The 21,794-nt window shown below is 40.5% G+C and carries 20 protein-coding genes, 1 tRNA gene and 3 pseudogenes; 13 read left to right on the top strand and 11 right to left on the bottom strand.

Going from position 1 to position 21,794, the window contains the following annotated elements; all coding sequences use genetic code 11:
• Positions 1-42 precede the first annotated feature (42 nt).
• The gene (locus tag V7L20_RS07210; protein WP_012407481.1) at positions 43-279 is read left to right on the top strand and encodes a DUF4327 family protein; all 237 of its coding nucleotides are present in this window, start codon (positions 43-45) and stop codon (positions 277-279) included.
• 652 nt (positions 280-931) lie between these two features.
• Here V7L20_RS07210 and V7L20_RS07215 read toward each other — a convergent pair.
• Both V7L20_RS07215 and V7L20_RS07220 read right to left on the bottom strand, forming a co-directional pair.
• Positions 932-1,288, bottom strand: coding sequence for a hypothetical protein (locus V7L20_RS07215; RefSeq protein WP_334743438.1), 357 nt, complete (start codon positions 1,286-1,288; stop codon positions 932-934).
• Between the two features lie 179 nt (positions 1,289-1,467).
• Positions 1,468-2,214, bottom strand: coding sequence for a 3-oxoacyl-ACP reductase family protein (locus tag V7L20_RS07220; protein WP_334743413.1), 747 nt, complete (start codon positions 2,212-2,214; stop codon positions 1,468-1,470).
• A 586-nt stretch (positions 2,215-2,800) separates the two neighbouring features.
• Here V7L20_RS07220 and V7L20_RS07225 point away from each other — a divergent pair.
• On the top strand, positions 2,801-3,691 hold the full coding sequence (locus V7L20_RS07225) for a cation diffusion facilitator family transporter (protein WP_334743414.1): 891 nt from the start codon (positions 2,801-2,803) through the stop codon (positions 3,689-3,691).
• A gap of 115 nt (positions 3,692-3,806) precedes the next feature.
• Here V7L20_RS07225 and V7L20_RS07230 read toward each other — a convergent pair whose 3' ends face one another.
• The 8 genes and pseudogenes from V7L20_RS07230 to V7L20_RS07265 form a co-directional block, all read right to left on the bottom strand.
• Positions 3,807-4,637 carry a class I SAM-dependent methyltransferase gene (locus V7L20_RS07230; RefSeq protein ID WP_334743415.1) on the bottom strand — a complete coding sequence of 277 codons (831 nt, stop codon included), beginning with the start codon at positions 4,635-4,637 and terminating at the stop codon, positions 3,807-3,809.
• A 759-nt stretch (positions 4,638-5,396) separates the two neighbouring features.
• Complete coding sequence (locus tag V7L20_RS07235; RefSeq protein WP_334743416.1) at positions 5,397-5,801, bottom strand: response regulator; 405 nt, start codon at positions 5,799-5,801, stop codon at positions 5,397-5,399.
• Between the two features lie 416 nt (positions 5,802-6,217).
• Positions 6,218-6,643, bottom strand: a complete 426-nt coding sequence (locus V7L20_RS07240) for a hypothetical protein (protein ID WP_334743417.1) — start codon at positions 6,641-6,643, stop codon at positions 6,218-6,220.
• A 309-nt stretch (positions 6,644-6,952) separates the two neighbouring features.
• Positions 6,953-7,138, bottom strand: a pseudogene (locus V7L20_RS32540) (RNA-guided endonuclease TnpB family protein); the annotation flags it as partial.
• Between the two features lie 156 nt (positions 7,139-7,294).
• Positions 7,295-8,914: a glutamine-hydrolyzing GMP synthase gene (gene guaA, locus V7L20_RS07250; RefSeq protein WP_334743418.1), complete on the bottom strand. Its 1,620-nt coding sequence runs from the start codon at positions 8,912-8,914 to the stop codon at positions 7,295-7,297.
• A gap of 224 nt (positions 8,915-9,138) precedes the next feature.
• Positions 9,139-10,254: a cobalt-precorrin-5B (C(1))-methyltransferase CbiD gene (cbiD, locus tag V7L20_RS07255; RefSeq protein WP_334743419.1), complete on the bottom strand. Its 1,116-nt coding sequence runs from the start codon at positions 10,252-10,254 to the stop codon at positions 9,139-9,141.
• Between the two features lie 320 nt (positions 10,255-10,574).
• Complete coding sequence (locus V7L20_RS07260; RefSeq protein WP_334743420.1) at positions 10,575-10,985, bottom strand: RDD family protein; 411 nt, start codon at positions 10,983-10,985, stop codon at positions 10,575-10,577.
• A 376-nt stretch (positions 10,986-11,361) separates the two neighbouring features.
• Positions 11,362-11,487, bottom strand: a complete 126-nt coding sequence (locus V7L20_RS07265) for a hypothetical protein (RefSeq protein ID WP_334743421.1) — start codon at positions 11,485-11,487, stop codon at positions 11,362-11,364.
• Positions 11,488-11,766: 279 nt separating this feature from the next.
• Here V7L20_RS07265 and V7L20_RS07270 point away from each other — a divergent pair, with 279 nt between their 5' ends.
• The 7 genes and pseudogenes from V7L20_RS07270 (at position 11,767) to V7L20_RS07300 (ending at position 18,280) form a co-directional block, all read left to right on the top strand.
• Positions 11,767-12,972: a murein hydrolase activator EnvC family protein gene (locus V7L20_RS07270; protein WP_334743439.1), complete on the top strand. Its 1,206-nt coding sequence runs from the start codon at positions 11,767-11,769 to the stop codon at positions 12,970-12,972.
• 66 nt (positions 12,973-13,038) lie between these two features.
• Positions 13,039-13,111, top strand: a tRNA-Arg gene (locus V7L20_RS07275).
• 384 nt (positions 13,112-13,495) lie between these two features.
• Positions 13,496-14,011: pseudogene (locus V7L20_RS07280) on the top strand (Uma2 family endonuclease).
• Between the two features lie 121 nt (positions 14,012-14,132).
• Positions 14,133-14,522, top strand: coding sequence for a VOC family protein (locus tag V7L20_RS07285; RefSeq protein WP_334743422.1), 390 nt, complete (start codon positions 14,133-14,135; stop codon positions 14,520-14,522).
• Positions 14,523-14,546: 24 nt separating this feature from the next.
• Entirely contained in the window at positions 14,547-15,428 is an 882-nt protein-coding gene (ylqF, locus tag V7L20_RS07290) for a ribosome biogenesis GTPase YlqF (protein ID WP_334743423.1), read from the top strand.
• 346 nt (positions 15,429-15,774) lie between these two features.
• Entirely contained in the window at positions 15,775-17,415 is a 1,641-nt protein-coding gene (locus V7L20_RS07295; RefSeq protein ID WP_334743424.1) for an adenylate/guanylate cyclase domain-containing protein, read from the top strand.
• Positions 17,416-17,521: 106 nt separating this feature from the next.
• A complete protein-coding gene (locus V7L20_RS07300; RefSeq protein WP_334743425.1) occupies positions 17,522-18,280 on the top strand; it encodes a class I SAM-dependent methyltransferase in 759 nt (252 codons plus the stop codon).
• A gap of 196 nt (positions 18,281-18,476) precedes the next feature.
• Here the strand turns inward: V7L20_RS07300 and V7L20_RS07305 are convergent.
• Positions 18,477-18,716: pseudogene (locus V7L20_RS07305) on the bottom strand (Uma2 family endonuclease); the annotation flags it as partial.
• 61 nt (positions 18,717-18,777) lie between these two features.
• Between V7L20_RS07305 and V7L20_RS07310 the strand changes: the two are divergent.
• The 4 genes from V7L20_RS07310 to V7L20_RS07325 all read left to right on the top strand — a co-directional run bounded on the left by V7L20_RS07310 (position 18,778) and on the right by V7L20_RS07325 (position 21,671).
• Complete coding sequence (locus V7L20_RS07310; RefSeq protein ID WP_334743426.1) at positions 18,778-19,170, top strand: class I SAM-dependent methyltransferase; 393 nt, start codon at positions 18,778-18,780, stop codon at positions 19,168-19,170.
• 76 nt (positions 19,171-19,246) lie between these two features.
• Positions 19,247-19,555, top strand: a complete 309-nt coding sequence (locus tag V7L20_RS07315) for a hypothetical protein (protein ID WP_334743427.1) — start codon at positions 19,247-19,249, stop codon at positions 19,553-19,555.
• A gap of 186 nt (positions 19,556-19,741) precedes the next feature.
• Complete coding sequence (locus V7L20_RS07320) at positions 19,742-19,939, top strand: hypothetical protein (protein ID WP_334743428.1); 198 nt, start codon at positions 19,742-19,744, stop codon at positions 19,937-19,939.
• Between the two features lie 364 nt (positions 19,940-20,303).
• The gene (locus V7L20_RS07325; RefSeq protein ID WP_334743429.1) at positions 20,304-21,671 is read left to right on the top strand and encodes an NAD-dependent succinate-semialdehyde dehydrogenase; all 1,368 of its coding nucleotides are present in this window, start codon (positions 20,304-20,306) and stop codon (positions 21,669-21,671) included.
• Positions 21,672-21,794 lie beyond the last annotated feature (123 nt).

Consider the following 21,794-nt stretch of genomic DNA (forward strand, 5'->3'; position numbering starts at 1 on the left):
AATAGGAACACTATCGTAAGTGTTAATTTGTGAGTAAAAAACATGAGTGTGAATACGGTGCCTTCTATAAATTACTACTCTCTCGATTTGATTCAAGACGAAGCACGCCGCCTGGTGCAAAAGGGAATGATTAGCCGACAACAGCCAATATATACCCTCTGCCAATACATTCCAGCGAGAGAGTGGGTTTGCGTTGAATGTGAATTAGAGAAATGTGACTTTTTGTTACGCGATCGCATTGGTGACCTAATTGGTCGTGAACAGTGGGACAACGACTAATCAATGTTTGATTTCAAATTTGGGATTGGGGGTTAATTTTCGATATGTGGATGTCACCATCAACGATTCGACGCCCAATCTAAGGGATAATCTCTGGTTTTTGATGAGCATTGCCCCATATAGAATCTTGCGTTTTTCATTAACCTAGAAGCATTGGAGTCTGAATTTATACAAGTTTTCAAGTTAAAGAGGGCATCAGAACAATTTATTGTGTATATCTGGTGCTACAGCTTGAGTCTAATAGGTAGATTCTGTGAGGTTCCTAGATTTATCTAATAGGTAAATCTAGGAACTTCACTTTTGACTCGCAATTCATTGCATCGTTTCCCTGAAGTAAGCAATAGTCTACTTACTGTTCAAAGCCAAAAATAGTATTGAAAAGTTTGCTAGGGGACTTCCAGAAAATAAATTATCCAATTTACTCAGATAATATTTTTCTTTCTTCCCCCTGTTGCCTGCCCCCAGCTAAGTGCCCCTCTGCCTACATACCGATAGGATATTTTTTTAGTTGGAAGTCCCTAAGTCGGGCTAACCGACACTAGTTACGACAACAGAGACAACCTCCGCAAGCGACTGGCTCAAATTTTCTTAAAATCCAAAATTTGTATAGTATTTTTTTAATATCGAAAAGCACAGAAAAATTACAGAACTATTATCGTACTTGCTCTAAGTAATTATTAATGTCTTCAATGATGCGAGTAAGTTCAGCTTCAGTAGTCAAACGGATGTTGACATTGCGGATAGTCAGCAAAACTTTGGCTGCGAAGGGTGTTGGCCAGATATTAGGATTACAGAAAATTTCTAAAAATACTTCACCCGTGTAACGATATTCCAGGGGAGGCTGGGGAGTTACTTTACCACCGCCGCCAGGAGTGGATTTAGCGGCCACAGCTTTCAAGCGCTCCATCAATTGATCTGTTGCTGCTTTTAATTCTCGTGCTGCTTGGGGTGAAAAACTCAAAGAGACAGAACCTTCAATTAAGTTCAAGGTTAGAGGAATTGAAGACATATCTTCATTTATTAAAACTTCTTGATAAGTACTAATATTACCGGAAGAAGAGACGAAGCCGCCAAGATCGACGGCGGCGAAGCCCACTTTTTCAAGGATATGCCTCAGACTAGGTGCTGGCATCGTCCCTAGACAGATTTGTACGATCAGACTTTTCTTGTTTTGCTGTAGTTGCTGAATCAGGCTGCGAAGCCGCCATCAATTTTCAGATTCGCACCTGTCACGAAACCCGCTTCTGGACTGGCGAGATAGGAAACCATTTCGGCGATTTCTTCGCTTCTTCCGTAACGCTGGAGAGCAGTGATGCTTTTCATCCTGTCGGCAAAGATACCGTCCGCCGGGTTCATGTCGGTGTCAACCGGGCCAGGTTGGATATTGTTTACCGTGATGCCACGAGAGCCGAGATCGCGGGCAAGACCGCGTGTGAAACTGGCGATCGCACCCTTGGTCAAAGCGTAGACGGAGCCGCCAACAAAAGGCATAATGTCGCTGTTGATGCTGCCGATCATGATGATCCGTCCACCCTCACCCATCTGGCGGACAGCTTCCTGAGTTGCCACAAACACACCCTTAACGTTAACCGCTATGAGTCGGTCAAAATCATCCAGTGAGAACTCGTTAATTGGAGCGAAAGCGCCGACCCCCGCGTTGTTTACGAGGATGTCAAGACGACCAAAGGCTTTTACAGTTTCAGCTACAGCGTTTTTCACAGCTTCCACATTGCCACTGTCGGCGCGAAGAGCCAAAGCTTGTCCACCTGCCGCTTTGATGGCAAGCACTACCTCCTCGGCTTTTTGCGGTGAGCTAGTGTAGGTGAGGGCAACAGTTGCACCATCGTCCGCCAGACGTTTGGCGATCGCCGCTCCCAGACCGCGTGAGCCACCTGTTACCAATGCCACCTTATCTGTAAGTTTTTTGGTACTCATAGTATTCGTGATTGAAACTTGTCGTTTGAAGAAAATTGACCATTGGAATTATATTGCTCAAGTTCTGACTCAAACTCTTAAGAGTATCAAATGTTCACCCATCCCTCTGGCTTGTTAATTTATGTAAGGAGACAAATCAGTGCTGTTTCGATGAAAACTTACCTCTAGGTTTACTTATGATTCCAAAAACTGTAAATTTTTTTCGATTTTGCTGTTGATTAAAGGTAGTAAATCAAACTCATTGAGCTAGTCAGTTTTTTTGATTAAGTACAGCTTACTAATGGTCGTTATCATCTCTTTGAGTGCAATTCGGTCTGACCTAAGTGGATGTATGAATAACAAAAGTAATTAAAATATTTTTGGAATTAATGCTAAAAATATGCTGTTAATTTTAAGTATATTATTAATATTTCTAAAGCTTGTAGCTGTTGTTAATTATAAATAATCTCAACAAAATGGTATAAAACATAGAGCCTATAGAGAGACTTAATTCTTACTGCGTAAGACTTTGATACATTTGATTAGTGTCTATTTAGATTTTAAGTTTTACATTAGAAGTCATAGAAGTTGATGTGATAAATTATCTATGATTTACGATAACCGCGCCGAAGTACGAAAGGTTTTAATTATTACCTTACAGCTCAACCTGTTTGTAATGGGATTGAAAGCACTTGTGGGTTACTGGACTGGTTCGTTGAGTTTGCTAGCTGATGCCTTGCATAGTGTGACAGATAGCGCCAACAACGTTTTAGGGTTAATCGCAAGTAAATTTTCTTCTCCACAACCCGATCGCGAGCATCCCTACGGACACAGCAAGTTTGAAGCTATAGGCGCTTTAGGAATTGCCTCATTTTTAGCAATAGCCTGTTTTGAAATTTTACAAGGAGAAATCGGGCGAATTCTCAAAGGTGGTGGTCAACCTGTGAGAATATCGCCACCTGAGTTGTGGTTACTACTAATTGTGCTGGGTGTGAATATTTTTGTGGCGTTTTACGAACGTAGTGTGGGTAAGCGGGTAGGTAGCTCAATTCTTATAGCTGACGCTACACATACCATGAGCGATATTTGGGTGACAATCTCTGTAATTGGCGGATTGATCGGAGTTTGGTTAGGTTATCAATGGATGGATTTGGTGTTAGCTTTTCCTGTCGCCTTGTTGGTATTTTGGAGTGGTTGGTCAGTTTTAAAAGAGAATTTGCCTTGGCTTGTGGATCAAATGGCGATCGCACCAGAAGCAATTCATGCGATCGCTACTTCTGTTCCAGGTGTAATTAACTGTCATGAAATTGCTTCTCGCGGTGTTCTTGGTCGTCAAGTCTTCATTGAAATGCATTTAATAGTAAATGCACCAGACGTAGAAACCGCTCACCACATCACCGAAGAAATAGAAAGCCGATTAGAAGAACGGTTCCGTCCAGTGAGGATTTTAATTCACGTCGAGCCACCAGCCTATAAGTCTGAGCAAATTAGCTTTTAAACTGGAGCAAAATAGTCTCAACAATTGAAAATCACGCCCTGTTCTGATGTTCAGAAACCTTATACTCGTAGGGTATTACTAATGACCAATTTTTTTAATACTCTTGGACGAGTTACTAGATTTTACGGGCTACAACGTACATATTTACATTTGCATAGTCTTCAAGTCCAGGAACTTTTCTCAGAAGGTTAAGCAATGGCATCAATTTAGAAGCTCCTTCAACAGCATTTATCCTCTCGCTTACAATGGTAAATCCAGCTTTATCAAAGGTTTGCAGGAAGTCGCGGCGCTTGAATTTATTGAGTCCAAGTTCATAGACCGAATGGCACTCGACTCCGGGATGGTATTTATTGTAAGCTGCGACAACACGCGCATCGCCAAGAATCAGATGTGCCCACGGTAGCTTGATGGGCTGTCCGATTGCGTGAAATCCATGATCGCCAAAGGGACTGTAGTAGAGTGGACTAAAACCAGTTATCAGTAAGCCCCCTTCCCGTAAAAGCCGTCTGATTGAGAGAAGAACTCTATCTATGCCCATGATGTGTTCAAAAGTGTCTTTGGAAATTATGACATCAACCTTGCCGTCAAGCGTCGTTATGTTGTCAATATCCAACTGATGAAACTCTATTCTGTTGGCGATATCTGGGAAGCGTTCCGCTACTATACGCTGGGCAAATGATATGCGATTACCAATGAGGTCAAGACCAATCACCTGCTGCGCTCCCGAAATTGCTGCATCAATGGTTAGGGCACCATGTCCACAGCCGATCTCAAGGACGACTTTGCCACAGAAGTCTGGCCGGCCGCCGAAGCGACGCCAGTACTTCTGCGAATCAATGATTTGTTTTTCAAAATATTTAAGGCAGAGGGACTCATCTTCTACAGCAAAATTCTCTTCATTAAATTTGTAATTTACATATTGATCTGTAAAAGTTTCCTTATTCATCTAAATTAAATCCTTCAAAGGCTGAAGTATAAAAAGCTGAAACAACGTATTTACGTTGATACACAATATGATTCTTTTGTACAGTCTGTAAGTACTATAGTTTAGCCCTTTTAAGGTGGGTAAAATGTTGACCAACAAATTTCTCTTTAACCTATGCGACTTTGTGTCCTCTGTCTTCAAAAGTGACGCTCATACATTGCTAACACTGTGCTAAGAGATTCCTGGAAGTTAGTGTTCCGATTTTTCGTTCACTCTGGAGTGGTTAGGTAAACTACTTTGAAACCTCAGATAATGTTTTAAAATAGAAGATGCAATTTTGCCGTTCTGATTTGGTTTAACTATGACGACAAATCAAGGTTTTATTCGTGTATTGACATACTTAGCTGTGCTAATTTATTAAAGCAAAAGACCCTTTTAAAACATCTTCTCAGAGTTACAGAGAGCATAGAGAGAAAAAAGAGATTATTTGAGTTACCTCGAAAGGGCTAATTCTATGTATGTTCTTCCGCTCAAAAAACAGTGTCAGAGTTAATGGCTGTTATGGTAGAAACAGCTAGTTACTTTACTTTTGCCACAAGCGATGTCAGCTTTGTGTGTTAAAGCTTTTAGCTATTATTGAAAAGTCAAGCTCCAAGCCTTTTTTAGTATATTTACGCCTCACCCTGTGTTGGAATGGAAAACGTAGTTAGGTTACCATAACTATGGAGATAATAACTCACTTTGGAGTTTTGAGCAATAAAAAATAATTCTATGTTGGTGTTAACTCGTATAGGAAGCAACCAATTCTGCGACGATCGCAACTAGTTCTCCTGGATCAACTGGTTTCGCCACATGAGTTTGAAAGCCCGCTTCCAGGGCACGGCTACGATACTCGCTATCGCCGTATGCAGTTAAAGCTATAGCTGGGAGTTTTTCCCAATTATCAGACTTCAGCGCCCGGATCTTGCGGATGAGAGTGTAGCCATCTTCACCAGGCATAGCAATATCACAAATCAAAACTTCTGGTTGCAACTCAGGTAATACTTTCAATGCTACCGCAGCCGATGCAACTGCCATAACGGTGGCTCCATCAGCTTCCAAGACGGTAGTAATGTAAAAGCGGCTATCCTCATCATCATCAACTACGAGGATATTTAAGCCAGCAAGGGAGAGAGGAGGTTCCATATCATCTCCATTAACGTTAATCAAATGAAAGTTATTTCTAATGAGCTGCTTGTTTTTTCTTAGTGACTACATTATTAGTAATTTTACTGCGATCGCGCCTATTTTCGTAAACAATAACTCAATTCGTCCAACCACCATCCAATTCATGGTTAATTGTTCGCTGGCATTTATAATTATTGACTGGATAAAATTATGTTGGTGTTTAAATTCCTTTACATTTAAAAAATTCATTTTAATGAATAGTTGGAGTTCAAGAATAATCTTGCTAATTACTGACTGATTTATTACTAATAGGTTTGGATGCCAATGAGCGGTTGGGAATTGTGGTTAGCTTGTGATATTGTGTCTGACAACCTGTTGTCTTCTCCTAAAGAGAGAGGCTAGCGCCAAGCCTACTTTCTCTATATCCAGTAAACCTATAATAGGTGAACTATATTCTTATTTTCAACTACAATTTGTTGTAAAGCTGTATCAATTTGGCTTGTTTTGGGTAATAATGCTTCGTCAAATATTGGAGCTGTACGTTTGCTGTTTGGCACCACTACTACAAATCCATAGCGTACAACTTGTTTAGCATAATTAGAGTAATTTGATTTGTCAACTAGTGCACCTTGTAGTAATAGTGCTACTGGAAAGGAATAATTACTTGTTTTTAAGTCTGTTGGATTAGGATAGTAAATATCAGCTAGATTATTATCTCCAGTAATAGTAGTAGTGTAGCTAGCAACGTTGTCAAACACAGGTGTCGGATTCAAAGAAGAAGCAGACGCTATTTCATTAATACCGAATACAAGTAACGATATGCTTGTACAAACTACTGACAAAGCTTTGATATTCAACAAAACAGCTACTCCCTTTCTAAGCAAAAAGACGGGTTTATTCTAATAATTTTGTCCAGGGCTATTTCGTTCTAAACAGAAACCGCCCAAAACTGAAGTTTCAGGCTAATAGCTAAAGTCCGTTTTAACGGACTATAACCTTTTCTCAATCGTCTTTAGACGACTTTCGCTATTAGACTGGTGAATTCATTCTGAGGCGGACTAGATGAGAATGAAATAGCCCTGTAATTTTGTCTAAAGTAGCATAGCATTTTTGACACTCTCCGATCTGAAGCCACGGAGATTCTTGAATCTAAGACATAACTTGCTCAATCAGGGCTGCCCCAGAGAGAGTAGGGTTTCATCTCCCCAAGCGTTGCTTGCGTCGGGTGCAATGGTTCCGGTATGCCCTACCCTACCCAATCCTCGACTAAGGATGATTCTCGCTGCGTTTTTGTCCCCATCTATTACATAACCACACAAACATACATGTGTCCTAGTGGATAGTGTTTTCTTGACAACTTCACCACAGCCAGAGCATTCCTGGCTACTGTATTGCGGATTAACTGCAACCGTGAGTTTAAATACCTTTCCAAAGTACTCAACCCAGACACGAACCTAGAAGGACAGGGCTTTAAACCCACTTTTTCGGTAAACTCAAAACTCAAAACTTGATTACTCCCATTCAATAGTTCCAGGTGGCTTAGAGGTGATGTCATACACCACCCGATTCACCCCTTTCACCTCATTTACAATCCGAGTGGAAATCACTTCTAGTACATCGTAAGGAACTCTCGCCCAATCAGCAGTCATGCCATCTTCACTGGTAACAATCCGCAAAACAATCGGGTAAGCGTAAGTACGTTGATCCCCCATGACGCCAACACTACGAATTGGCAGCAATACAGCAAACGCTTGCCAAAAATCCTGATACATGCCGCGTTGGTTAATTTCTTGCCGGACAATCAAATCTGCATCACGCAAAATGTTTAACCGCTCAGATGTGACTTCCCCTAAAATCCGAATTGCTAAACCAGGCCCAGGAAAAGGTTGCCGTTGAACAATTTCTTCTGGTAAACCAATGGAACGCCCAACTTTACGGACTTCATCTTTAAATAGTTTCCGTAGTGGTTCCACCAATTTAAATCTTAGGTCTTTGGGCAAACCGCCAACATTGTGATGACTCTTAATTTTCACTGCTACCCGTTCACCAGTTTGGGGATCAACGTTGGTGTCAGCAGATTCAATCACATCTGGATAAAGAGTCCCTTGAGCTAGATAGTCAAAGTGACCGAGGCGCTTGGATGTTTCCTCAAATACATTGATAAACTCGTGTCCGATGCGGCGGCGTTTTTCTTCAGGATCTGTGATGCCAGCAACTCTAGCTAAAAAGCGATCGCGAGCATTAACATACTCTACAGGAATGTGAAACTGCTCTCGGAACAGCTTTACTAATCGCTCTGGCTCATACTTTCGCATAAAGCCTTGATCGATAAATACGCAAGTCAATTGGTCACTAATGGCTTTATATAGCAAGAAGGCCAGGGTAGAAGAATCCACCCCACCAGACAACGCCAACAGCACCCGCTTTTCACCAACTCTGGCGCGAATTTCTCGAATTGCCTCTTCAACAAAAGCTGCTGTTGTCCAAGTGGGTTCGCAATCGCAGATGTGATAGACAAAATTACGGATTAATGCTATGCCGCCAACCGAATGCACCACCTCTGGATGGAATTGAACGCCATAAAGTTTCTTTTCGTGGTCAGCGATCGCAGCACAGGGAGTATTTTCTGTATGTGCCAGCAATTCAAACCCTGATGGCATTTGGATAACCGAGTCTCCATGACTCATCCACATCGTAGTACCATCTTCAACATTAGTAAGCAAATCTGTGGGATCATCAATATATAATGAGGCTTTGCCGTACTCACCTCGGTCAGCTTTTGCCACTTCCCCACCGAGTTGGTTCACCATTAGCTGCATCCCATAGCAAACACCCAAAACGGGTATTCCCAAATTCCAGATTTCTGGGTCACAATGGGGAGCGTTATCACCATAAACCGAACTCGGCCCACCAGAGAGAATGATTCCTTTAGGATTGAGTTGGCGCAATTGTGTAGAAGTAGTGCGATAAGACAAAACTTCAGAGTATACTTGAGTCTCGCGGATGCGACGGGCAATCAACTCAGAATATTGAGAGCCGAAGTCCAGAATTACAATCAATTGGCGATCAAGTCTCCCAAAATTTTCTAATGTTTGGGGTGCTTGTTCTGTTGGTATCACCGCTGTGTTCATGACGGGAGTATTATGTCTGATTAAGGATAGATGCTTTGTGGTCTATGATGATGCTATTATCCAGCCTGGTTAGGTTGATAATGGTATAGAAAACTTTACAAACGCAAGGTTATGTGCGTTTGTCGAGTTCCTAAGTCGGAGATGGTATTAAAACGATAAACTTACACTAGAGTGGTTACTTAGAAAATTATTTATTTGAATTGTTTACGATTATTCATAATAAATTAACATAATTTTCCCATCAACAGACCAGCAGTTTTACTCTTCACGATAATTTTGCGATCGCGATCAAAGAGGATAGAGCCACAAATTGCTACTCTTGTGCTGCTTTCCCTATGGTTTTGGATGTATTCTTGAGAACGAACATCGATAGTTTCTGCGATCGCATTGTAAACTTGATTTACCCAATCACTACCAGTTGCAGCATCTAGGGATTTTAGATATGTTAATGCGGCTTCGGCAGTTGCACTGTTAAATACAGCTTGGATATCTGGTGATTTTAAACCTGCGATCGCACAGTGCGCGGCTAAAATTTCCCGCCGTCCATCTGCTAAGTAGTGATGAGTGTGAAAAATCCCGCCAGCCAGTTTGATCAGCTTACCGTGATAGCCAAATAATAAGATTTCTTTCACGCCTAGCACATCAGCTTCTACTAACATTGGCCCAAGCCAGTTAGCAGTTTTGACCAATTGTTCGGGATTAATCCCTAGTTTACGCGCTAAATCTAGGCCATTTTCGCCGATACAGAATACTAAACTCTCAAAACGACTGGCTTTATTTTGTAACTCAGCCCGGAAAATTGCAAGCTGATCGGGTGTACTTAAGGGTTGAGAAATACCGGTTGTACCTAAAAGGGAAAGTCCTTCAACCACACCAAAAGCAGAATTTGAAGTCCGAACCGCAAGCGATCGCCCTTGAGGTAGAATAATCGTCACCGTGATTTTTTCCCCAGGTGCTAAAATCCGTTGCAAATTATCTTGCAACAGCTTTTGAGCATAAGCATAAATAGCAGGCTTGTCATCAGCATTTACCTGTCTGCCAATTCCTTCCCCACCTTTAATAATTACAGGATCATCACCCTGTTCTCGCCATTCCACCAATGCCCAAATCGGTGTATCTTTAGTCAAATCGAGATTATCACCAGGATCGCTACGGGTGATTGCTAAAGCTGTATTCTCAGATAATCCTGCTACCTGTTCAATGGGGATTTCTGCGATTTGAGCAGGTTCAATCAAATCTATAGATGCTAAAGTTAGGGGTTGGCGATCGTGTAACCAATGTAAAGCTGCAACAGCAGCAGCGCAAGCAAATACTGGGAGTGTGTATCCAGAACGGGACATTTTGTATAAAAGTCAAAATAATTCTTCAAAATTGTTCGTGCAGTGTCTCCTAGAGAAGACAGTTTCAGATGGCAAAGACCTCAACAGTAGCTTGCTTCCTTCAGGGTAATGACTGAGCTAACCGGATGGATATAACCTTTAGATGTCAGCAGACCAGATTAGTACGTTCCGGTGCAGCGACTTGTTATGCTGCGTCACTAGAGATTGATACATCAAATTTCTGCGGACATTGAAACTGGTAAATAAGCATCAGTTTACATACTTTATCAAAGATACATTGTTGCTGTTATTGTGCAGCACTATCGATAGTCATCAAGACTTTAGGAAACTCTAGAGCGGGATTTTTTACGAACTACAATAGTGTTGGCAAGCATATCTCCTAACCGTTGCCTTTTTTCAGAAAAAATGAATATCCAATCTATTATTCCTAGAAATGCCAATGGAATATTGCGAATAAAAGACTTCATAAAGGTGCATGGTTTTCCAGACGTGGCATCTATCACGCATATTCTCATAATTTGTTTCCCATAGCTCTGCCCACCCTTTAATCCGTCTGCACACAGAACGTAGAAAACAGCAAACAACAACCCAAAAAGTACTACTATCTCACCGATTTTCTCTGAAATACCAGAGATAAATGCTGCAAGGATTATTACTAAAATAGCAACAAAAGAATCAATGAACTGAGCAACAAGTCGATCTCCACGTCCAGCTAATTCACGCTCAAGCATTGTCATCACTTTAACTCCAGATGTTGAACCCAATTATTAAAATAACAAGTCATGTCGATTTTAGATTTTGGATTAACCTCTCCTTTAAAAAAGAGACTTTAATGATAATTTTTTTGTCTTTTTCTCCATAAATGGAGAGGCTTGAAACCTTTTTTTTGCAGATTTTGACTTGAATCCAAAATCCAAAATCCAAAATCTAAAATCTAAAATTGTCTCGGTCAAAATTATTGGAATCAAATTTCTTTCGTTATCCTCATTAATAGGCAACCGTAGATTGGAGAGTAATGATTGTTTTTATTTTTCCTTTTACCTAGTTAAGTTGAGCGGCATAACTTCAAGTCCCGTCGTTTCACGATACCTCAAGTTCAGCCACTCTTCAGATATTGGGGATTGTCCCACTTGTTAATTCTTTGTAAATATCAGTTAAGTTCTCCTTTAGTTCGTTTTCGGTTTCTGCTTGAGTCCAGTAGTCTGGATACTCCTCCAGATAGCCAAGCCACATCTCTTCATCTTGCCAGTAAACATATTTTTTGGTTGTCGTAGATTAAGGACTTATTAACTTCTCCAACTATGCCAACCATTTTATCAAACAGGGCGAACCGCCCTATCACATAGTTCGATTTATTCGCATCGACTTACTTACCTGCTTAATGCTGACATGGCTGGAATCTTTGTGTTACAACTTGGCAGACAATTTAATCATGCGTTGGAGTGGGTGAATCAGATTTTGGGAATAATCCTCATAGTGTTTGAAAGCATCGTTTTGGTTGGACTTCACGCTATGAGAGCGCAATTTATCGGAAAAAAGCAGATTTTGGGCTGTTTATCTATTGCATTTTGCTGCATTGTCTGGATTTGTTTGGCATTAATTCCAGTCTACGCAACCTCCACAGAATCTATTGATACTTTGCAACAACAGCAGCAACAAATGAACCAGCAGCGTCAGAGTGTGGTTAACGATCGCAATCGCTTAACAAATCTCCAACAAGAGGCCCAAAAACACCTCACTGGTTTAAAGCAAAATCTGCAAACCACAGATAGCTATATTCAAGAGAGCGAATCACGATTACAACTCGCTACCCAACGCCTTCAGCAGTTGGAAAGTGATTTAGCAGTAGCACAACGTTCTTATGAGGAGCAGCAAATAGCAACAGTCGCACGATTGCGTTATCTTCAGCGATCGCCTGTATCTGTTGGATGGGCAGTTTTGCTCCAAAGTCAAAATATCAGCGACTTTTTCAGCCGTCGTCATCAGTTGAAGTTATTGTATCAGGCAGACGAACAAATTTTGATAAAACTCAACGTCCAAGCAAACCTGATAAATAAACAAAAAACGGACGTAGAACAGCAAAAAAACGAAATTGCCTTAATTCATGAGCAATTGTTAACACAAAAAACCGATTATCAAACTCAGGCGCAGTCACAATCAGAATTGATTCAACGCCTCAATAGCGATCGCCTAGCTTTGGAAGCAGCACAAAACCAGCTAGAGAGGGAATCCCAAAATCTGGAAGTCTTGATTCAACAAAAGGTAGCAGAAGCAAGAGCAACAGAAGAAGCGCAAACAAAAACCAATAGCCGCACAAGTACGATCATTCGGGGAACTGGTGTAATGGCATATCCTAGCGATGCTGCTACTAGCAGTCCCTTTGGCTGGCGGATACACCCAATCCTTGGCTATCGTCGCTTTCATGCCGGGTTGGATTTTGCCGCTAGCTATGGTAGTAAAATTCGGGCAGCCGATTCGGGCAGAGTAATTTTTGCTGGGTGGTATGGTGGTTATGGCAGAGCTGTAATTATCGACCACGGCAATGGCCTTACTACACTGTACGGACATACCAGCGAGTTGTATGTTTCCGAAGGACAAGCAGTTGAACGCGGACAAGCGATCGCTGCTGTCGGTTCCACAGGTTTCTCTACTGGGCCTCACCTCCACTTTGAAGTCCGCCGGAATGGTACACCCGTAGACCCAGCTAATTATTTGTGAACCTAGAAACCAACTTTCTCTCTTGTGCAAATTTTATCACAGACGTGCTATAATATAGGAAAATAAGGGCGCGTGGCTCAGTGGATAGAGCAACAGATTCCGGTTCTGTGGGTCGGGGGTTCAAATCCCTCCGCGCTCGTTATCTGTACAAGACTAAATACAAACTCGAAAAGTTATTTTCTCTCATGGGATAAACCCAATTTACCCGATGAGAAAGAATGGCAACCGATAGTCTGGAATACAAAAATTAGTGTACGTATGTGCTGAGTAATATAAAACTATACATTTTGATTTATTATTCAGTATTTCACCCCTATATCTACCTTAAACTTTATTTTAAAAAATAAAACAACGGCGCATTTATTGCGGGAATTCCTCAAGTAGAGTTGAAGGTTAAATCTTCCCTATTAGGAGGGCATAGGTTTGATGCAACTAGGATTTTTGTGGAGCGCAATGAATTATGACTGTTTTAACCTTACAATTACCTCCTAATCTGCAATTTACTGATGAGGAATTTACATAAATTGTAGCTGTGAATAAAGAATTACGACTAGAGTTAAGTGCTGAAGGGGAATTAATTATCATGTCACCTACTGGGGGATAAACTGGAAACCGTAATTTTGATTTATTAGGTCAGATATGGTTTTGGAACAATCAAAATAATTTAGGAAAAGCTTTTGATTCTTCTACTGGGTTTAAACTGCCAAATGGTGCAACTCGTTCACCTGATGCTTCTTGGATAAAGATAGAAAGATGGGATGCTCTTACCCCAGAACAAAGAAAAAAATTCCTTCCTTTGTGTCCTGATTTCGCAGTTGAATTAGTTTCTGAAACTGATGATGTGGAAGATACTAAAGCAAAAATGGAGGAATACTTAGCTAATGGCTTACAACTAGGTTGGTTAATTAATCCTAAAGATAAACAAGTAATAATTTATTGCCACAATTAAGCACCGAAAGTTTTACAATATCCCATAAGTTTATCGGGTGAAGATGTTCTTTCTGGTTTTGTTTTAAATTTACAGCATATTTTGGCATAGTTCACTGATTATATTAATTTTATTTGTACAATCACTAAAAATCGAAAATCACTGACACCACAGCTTTCTTGATTGGCGATCGCACTTCTTTACCAAAAAAATCAAATAATTTAAGGCTTATATGGTTTTCCAGTATACTAATGCATTTGTCACTATAGCATCAGTTAATTGCGATAATGTAGTAAATTTCTATACTAAGTTGCTGGAGCAAAAGCCAGTTATTTTAATTCCGAATGTTTATGCTGAGTTTAATTTGGTTAGTATGCGTTTAGGTATTTTTAAACCAAAGAACACAAACGAATCGGAATTTGAAGCGATATCTAAGGCCAAAAGTAAGATAAGTTTGTGTTTAGAGGTGAGTAACTTAGAAGATGCGATCGCTCACCTAACAGCTTTGGGCTATTCCCCACCAGGAGAAATTTCCATTGCTTCCCACGGCAGAGAAATTTATGCCTATGATCCTGATGGCAACCGTCTAATTTTACATCAAGCCCCAGTGAATGATAAGTGATAATAATTTATTTGGTAATTAACTATGGCTATAACTCAAAACTATAGATTAAACCTGATTCAATGGTATCCAGGTCACATTGCCAAAGCTGAAAAGAAGCTCAAAGAACAGCTCAAGCGCGTAGATGTGGTATTTGAGGTACGAGATGCGCGGATTCCCTTAGCGACTCATCATCCCCAAATAGGTGAGTGGGTGGAGGGTAAAACACGGGTGTTGATACTTAACCGAGTAGATATGATCACGCCGCAAATGCGATCGCTGTGGATAGATTGGTTTAAACGTCAAGGAGAAATCCCTTATTTTACCAACGCTCAACATGGTAAAGGTGTAGCAGAAGTGGCGCAAGCAGCGCAAGCTGCTGGAGTAGAACTTAATCAAAGAAGAAGCGATCGCGGCATGTTACCCCGTCCAGTGCGGGCTGTAGTGATTGGTTTTCCCAATGTTGGTAAATCAGCTTTGATTAACCGCTTGTTGGGACGGCGAGTGGTAGAAAGCGCAGCTCGTCCTGGGGTAACTCGCCAACTACGCTGGGTGCGAATTTCTGAACATTTGGAATTGCTAGATGCTCCTGGTGTTATCCCTTTAAAATTGGAAGATCAAGATGCAGCATTGAAATTAGCGATTTGTGATGATATCGGTGAAGCATCTTACGATAACCAGCTAGTAGCAGCAGCCCTAGTGGATTTACTCAACTATTTGGAAGCTGTAGCCGCAGATTTATTACCAAAAAAACCATTACAGTCCCGTTACCAACTCGATTCAACATCAGACACCGGAGATACCTATTTGCACGCCTTGGCAGAGCATCGTTACAAAGGTGATATAGAGCGAGCTGCCAGGCAACTTTTAACAGATTTTCGCAAGGGTTCGTTAGGTGAAATTAGTTTAGAATTCCCGCCCAATTAAATAAGGGTGAATCAATTTTGGATTTTGGACTTCGGCTTCTCTACGAGACGCACTCGCGTTCGCTCAGTCGAGCGATTTTTTATTTTGGATTTATTCTCACCTTTGAATTTGCTTTCTTTAAAACCACACAAAATTTTATATTTTGAATTTTAAATCCAAATGACAACGAGATTCAAACCCACTCTGAAGTGAATCTCCAGCAAAATTGCCTCTTTCAATGTAATATCTGTTACATGTAGTTGTCGGAATGCAGTTAACAGTGTCATAAAGAAAAGGTGAAGGTTAACTTGTAATGTATAACTTACCTTAGAGTTGCTTGCACCTCTAGCTTCGATGGATCACACTCATGACTGAACTGACGCTACGCCTACAAGAGGGAGATACCGAGACAACGATCGCAGTTGATCAAGATATATTCACAATTGGCCGTTTGCCGGAATGTAACCTGTACCTACCTTTTGCTGGAGTATCTCGCAACCATGCCCGCTTAGTGAAAACAGCTGACGGTATGTGGACTATTGAGGATTTGGGCAGCAAAAACGGGACGCAAGTAAATAAATATTTTGTTAACTTTCCTCAAGAGCTACATCACGGCGATATCATTTGGCTGGGCAATATTAGTCTGGTAGTGCTGCTCACAAGCCTTGTTTCCCAACCGACATCTGGGTATCCTGGAACTTCAGACATTAATGAACAAAGAACAATCCTTCACAATGTTGAACAATTACAACAGCAATGGATCGCAGCTGATAGCAAAGATGGCAACATTAATAATAAAGACAAAACCATTGCCCGTCTCAAAGACTTAGTGGACATAGCTAAAAATCTCTGTGCGGCAGCATCTATAGAAGAGATTTTTTCTCAGGTGCAACAAGTGGTTTTTCGTTACCTTGATAGTATTGAGCGCTTGGCATTATTAATTGATGTTAATGGTTGCGGTCAATTAGAATTAGTGAATGCTGCTACTAGAAATATTTCCCAACAAAAACATCTCGCTTCTGATGGAAGTTGGATTAGTCGTAGTATCTGTCAAAAGGTATTTGACGAAAAAGTTGTTATTCAAACCGCTGATACTCAGCAGGATGAACGATTTGCTGGTGAACAGAGTATTTTAGTTAAAGGCATTCGCAGCGCGATGGCAGTGCCTTTATGGGATGAAAATAAAGTTGTGGGCGTATTGTATGCTGACGCCAATCTTTCTTCTTACCATTGGGCAAATGAAGGCGAAGAAGAACTCAGCTTTTTCTCCGCTTTAGCAAACATTGTGGCTTCTAGCGTCCAGCGTTGGTTACTGGTAGAGAAACTCAAAACTGAAGAAATGATTCGTCACCGACTAGAACGATATCATTCTCCAGCAGTTGTGCAGCAGTTGATCTCTGTAGGTGCATTACCGGGTGGTAGTTTAGCTCCTACCGAGAGCGAAATCAGTATTTTGTTTGCAGATTTGGTTGGCTTTACGGCAATTTCTGAACAGTTAACACCAACTGCGATCGCTCAATTATTAAATAATTTATTTGAAGAAATGCTAAAAGAAGTGTTTACCTACGGCGGCACTTTAGATAAATATATTGGCGATTGTATTATGGCATTTTTTGGCGCTCCAGAACCGCAACCAGATCACGCCGATCGCGCCGTTAATGCAGCCAAGGGAATGCTCACTCGTCTCGAACATCTTAACGCTAATGGTTTTTGGCACGAACCGCTTCAATTACGTATTGCGATTAATAGTGGTAAGGCTGTTGTGGGAGATGTCGGTAGTTCCCAAAGGGTAGATTATACGGCATTAGGCGCGACGATTAATCTTGCTGCTCGCATGGAAGCAGTTTGTCCCCCTAGCGAATGCGTGATTAGTGAAACCACTTATAAAATGCTTTCACTGCCTTCAGACTTTGAGGAAATGGGAGATTATCGTTTCAAAGGTATTGAACGATTAGTTAAGGTTTATCAAACAAAATTGCATCAAGTAGCAACACTGATTATGTATTAGCTAATCATGCCAGCGCGAAAAATTTGTTTTGCGGTCAAATTCAACAAGTGGTAGTATCAATTTATAAGATTTCTTTGCTTCAAGTGCTGACTTTGACGAGGTTTCTATGGATATATACGACGCCGACAGAGCAAACTATTATGATTTATTATTTCAATATATTTGCACTGACTACCACGATGAGGTCGTTAAATCTCTGTTTCCTATAATTAGAGACTCTAATAACATACTAGAGATAGGAGTAGGCACAGGTCTAGTAGCAGAAGGAGTCTTAAAACTAAAACCGAATTGTAACTTGACAGGAATTGACATTTCTAAACAAATGTTAGATTTAGCAAAAAAGCGACTAGGAAATAAAATTAAATTAGTCGAATCTGATGTTCTTGATATGCAACTAGAAGAGAGTTTTGATCTAGCTTATTCAAATAGCGGCGTTTGGTATTTTCTAGATACAAATACTGATAATGATATTGACAATGAATACTTACTCTGTAGTCATATTAATAGTATTGAGAATAATGTAATAGCATTAAGGCGTGTTGCTGAACATCTCAAAATGAATGGTCTATTGGTTCTGAGCTCTCAAGGTATGCATACAGATAATGTAGACAAATTGCCAGGAGACATAATCTATCAGGTCAAAGTTTCAAAAACAGATACAGGCATTAAGAGGCAGTATACAGTGATCAGGGAAAACAATGCTGAAATAATTAGCGATACAACTGGTGATTTCTTAATTCTTGATAGCAATAAAACAAAACAATTGATGGAAGAGTCTGGATTTGAACAGATTGGTATAGAAGGGAATAAAAAACTTGGCAAAAACTTTTTCCTCTCAAAGTTTCATGTTTACCAGAAACGTTAACAAATAATTGTTTTGTCCAAAACCTACAAACACAGTAATTTGTGAAATTTGTTCAATGCTCAGGGCAAACGCATATGTGACCGAACAATTTGCAATTACGGACAAAATTGGAAATTGATTCATTTAGCCTTCGACTCCGCTCAGGCTAAAGCTGAGCGAAGCCGAAGCTTTAGGGTTACAAGCCCACACTACTTGCTGGAGAATAAGCAGATTCGTTTTCAAGTGGTTTAACTAATACTGTTTTTGGTATGCCATACGTCAAGCTAAGGCGACTATATTCTAAAGTGATTTTTGTGACTAAAAATCCAATTACCTCTTCATGGTCGCCCGTATGTGTTGGTATTTCGACTACTACTCCATCATATAGTTCGTAACGTTTCCCTGTATTATCTGGATATTTAGCAACGAATTCATCAAATGTAACTGCTTGAGTCATAGCTTAATTCCTCTCAGTTATAAAACACTTTATAACTGGTAGTATATGCATATAAGATTTCTTGGCTTCAAGTGCCGACTTTGATGAGGTTTTTATGAATATACATGCAGACATAGCAAACTATTATGATTTATTATTTCAATATATTTACACTGACTACCACGATGAGGTTGTTAAATCTCTGTTTCCTATAATTAGAGACTCTAATAATATACTAGAGATAGGAGTAGGCACAGGTCTAGTAGCAGAAAGAGTCTTAAAACTAAAACCGAATTGTAACTTGACAGGAATTGACATTTCTAAACAAATGTTAAATTTAGCAAAAAAACGACTAGGAAATAAAGTTAAATTAGTCGAATCTGATGTTCTTAACATACAACTGGAAGAGAGTTTTGATCTAGCTTATTCAAATAGCGCCGTTTGGTTGTTTCTAGATACAAATACCGACAATTAATACTTACTATGTAGTTCTATTATATAGTATTGAGAATAATATAATAGCATTAAGGCGTGTTGCTGAACATCTCAAAATGAATGGTCTATTGGTTCTGAGCGCTCAAGGTATGCATATAGATAAGATAGACAAATTGCCAGGAGACATAATCCATCAGGTCAAAGTTTCAAAAACAGATACAGGCGTTAAGAAGCAGTATATATGGATTAGGGAAAACAATGGTGAAATAATCAGCAATACAACTGTTGATTTCTTAATTCTTGATAGCAATAAAACAAAACACTTGATGGAAGAGTCTGGATTTGAACAGATTGGTATAGAAGGGAATAAAAAACTTATAAAAAACTTTTTACTGTCAAAGTTTCATGTTTACCAGAAACGTTAACAAATAATTGTTTTGTCCAAAACCTACAAACACAGCAATTTGTGAAATTTGTTCAATGCTCAGGGCAAACGCATATGTGACCGAACAATTCAAAATTCAAAATTTAAGCAGGGAAAACTACTTAGAAACTAACGTTGAGCAAAGTCGAAACGTTAGTTGTGGGATACAAGCCCACTTCAAAAAAAGATGCATGAAGAAAACAAAGCAAGCGCGAGAAATGCAGTCGGTTGGGGAGCCAGTGCGTTGGGCGGGTCTGCCGACTTGAAGCAACTGGCCTTTGAGCAAGGAAATCCAACGCTCAGAAACGTTTTGTTTGTTGGATTGAACGAAGTGAAACCCAACAAACATTTATTTTTATCTCCCCAGAGTGACAAAAGGGCTTAAGGAAAGCGATGTCTGACGACAAGCCGCTTTGCCTCTACACATTCCCAATAGATGTAAAGAAACATTTCTGTTTCTTTAAAGAGGGTTAGGGTGAAAACGCCAAGGAACAGAACCTTGAAAACCTTATAACTCAACTTGGGATAGAGGTGAAAGTCCTCTCCTACAAGGGTAGTAAGGACAGTGCAAATTTTCAGTATGAATATACGATTAATTTGTATATATTACTTCAATTTTAATTGCGAAACTGTAATATATAGCAACCACTTCTTAGCTGAAAGACTAAAATTTGGGTGGTGGCTTCTGTAAGAGATGTGTGTAACACTAGGAAGCCTACCCAAGCTATTTTTCAACGGGAGGTCAGGTAATGGTTATCGCCACCATTAATCCCGCCACTGGGGAAACGCTCAAAACCTTTGAGCCACTCAATGATACAGAAATTGCCGCTAAACTCGATTTGGCTGCTCAGACTTTTGAGCAGTACCGTAGAACTAATTTCTCCGAACGATCGCAGTGGCTGCAAAAGGCTGCTGATATTTTAGAGCAAGATAAAGCAGAATTTGCTAAGTTGATGACTCTAGAAATGGGTAAGCCATTTAAAGCTGCGATCGCCGAAGTCGAAAAATGTGCCCTCGTCTGTCGCTACTATGCCGAACACGCCCCTGATTTTCTAGCTGATGCCAGTGTAAAAACTGATGCCAACCAGAGTTTTGTACGTTATCAACCGATGGGTGCGATTCTTGCGGTGATGCCGTGGAATTTTCCCTTTTGGCAAGTTTTTCGCTTTGCCGCACCAGCCCTGATGGCGGGAAATGTCGGCTTACTCAAACACGCTTCCAATGTGCCGCAGTGCGCCTTGGCAATAGAAGATATTATCCGACGGGCAGATTTTCCTGAAGGTGCGTTTCAAACTCTATTAATAGGCGCAGCTAAAGTTGCTGATTTAATGGCTGATGACCGCATAAAAGCTGCCACCTTAACCGGAAGCGAACCAGCAGGTGCATCCCTCGCCGTCGCCGCCGGCAAACAAATCAAAAAAACAGTTTTGGAATTAGGAGGAAGTGACCCATTTATTGTGTTAGAAAGTGCTGACTTAGAGACAGCAGTTGTCACAGCTACTACAGCGCGGATGTTGAATAACGGGCAATCATGTATTGCAGCGAAACGTTTTATTGTCGCAGAAGCGATCGCAGACAAATTTGAAAAATTACTTTTAGAAAAATTTGAGGCGCTCAAAGTAGGCGATCCCATGCAACCAGATACTGATTTAGGCCCACTGGCAACTCCTGGTATTCTCCAGGATTTAGATCAACAAGTGCAAAATGCTATTAGCAGTGGTGGTAAAGTTCTCATCGGTGGACATCCTTTATCAAATCGTCCTGGAAACTTTTATCCACCAACGATTATCATAGATATCCCGCCTGAAGCACCAATTGCCAAAGAAGAATTTTTTGGCCCGGTAGCCTTGTTATTCCGGGTTCCAGATATCGATGCTGCCATTAAACTTGCTAATGACTCACCGTTTGGATTAGGTGCAAGTGCTTGGACAACCAATAATCAAGAGAGCGATCGCTTGGTTGAGGAAATTGAAGCAGGTGCCGTATTTATCAACAGTATGGTCAAATCCGATCCTCGGTTGCCCTTCGGTGGCATCAAGCGTTCTGGATATGGCAGAGAATTGAGTATCCAGGGGATACATGAGTTTGTCAATGTTAAAACTGTGTGGGTGAAGTGATAGGGATTGGGTATTGGGATTAGATATTAAGAATTAGCGATTAGGTATTAGGAAGGATTTTTCCCATTCCTCATTCCCTAGTCCCCATTCCCTATTCCCCAGTCTTATTCGTTAATAGAGTTG

Origin of the sequence: Nostoc sp. (assembly GCF_036916735.1) — a bacterium.
Lineage (GTDB): Bacteria > Cyanobacteriota > Cyanobacteriia > Cyanobacteriales > Nostocaceae > Nostoc.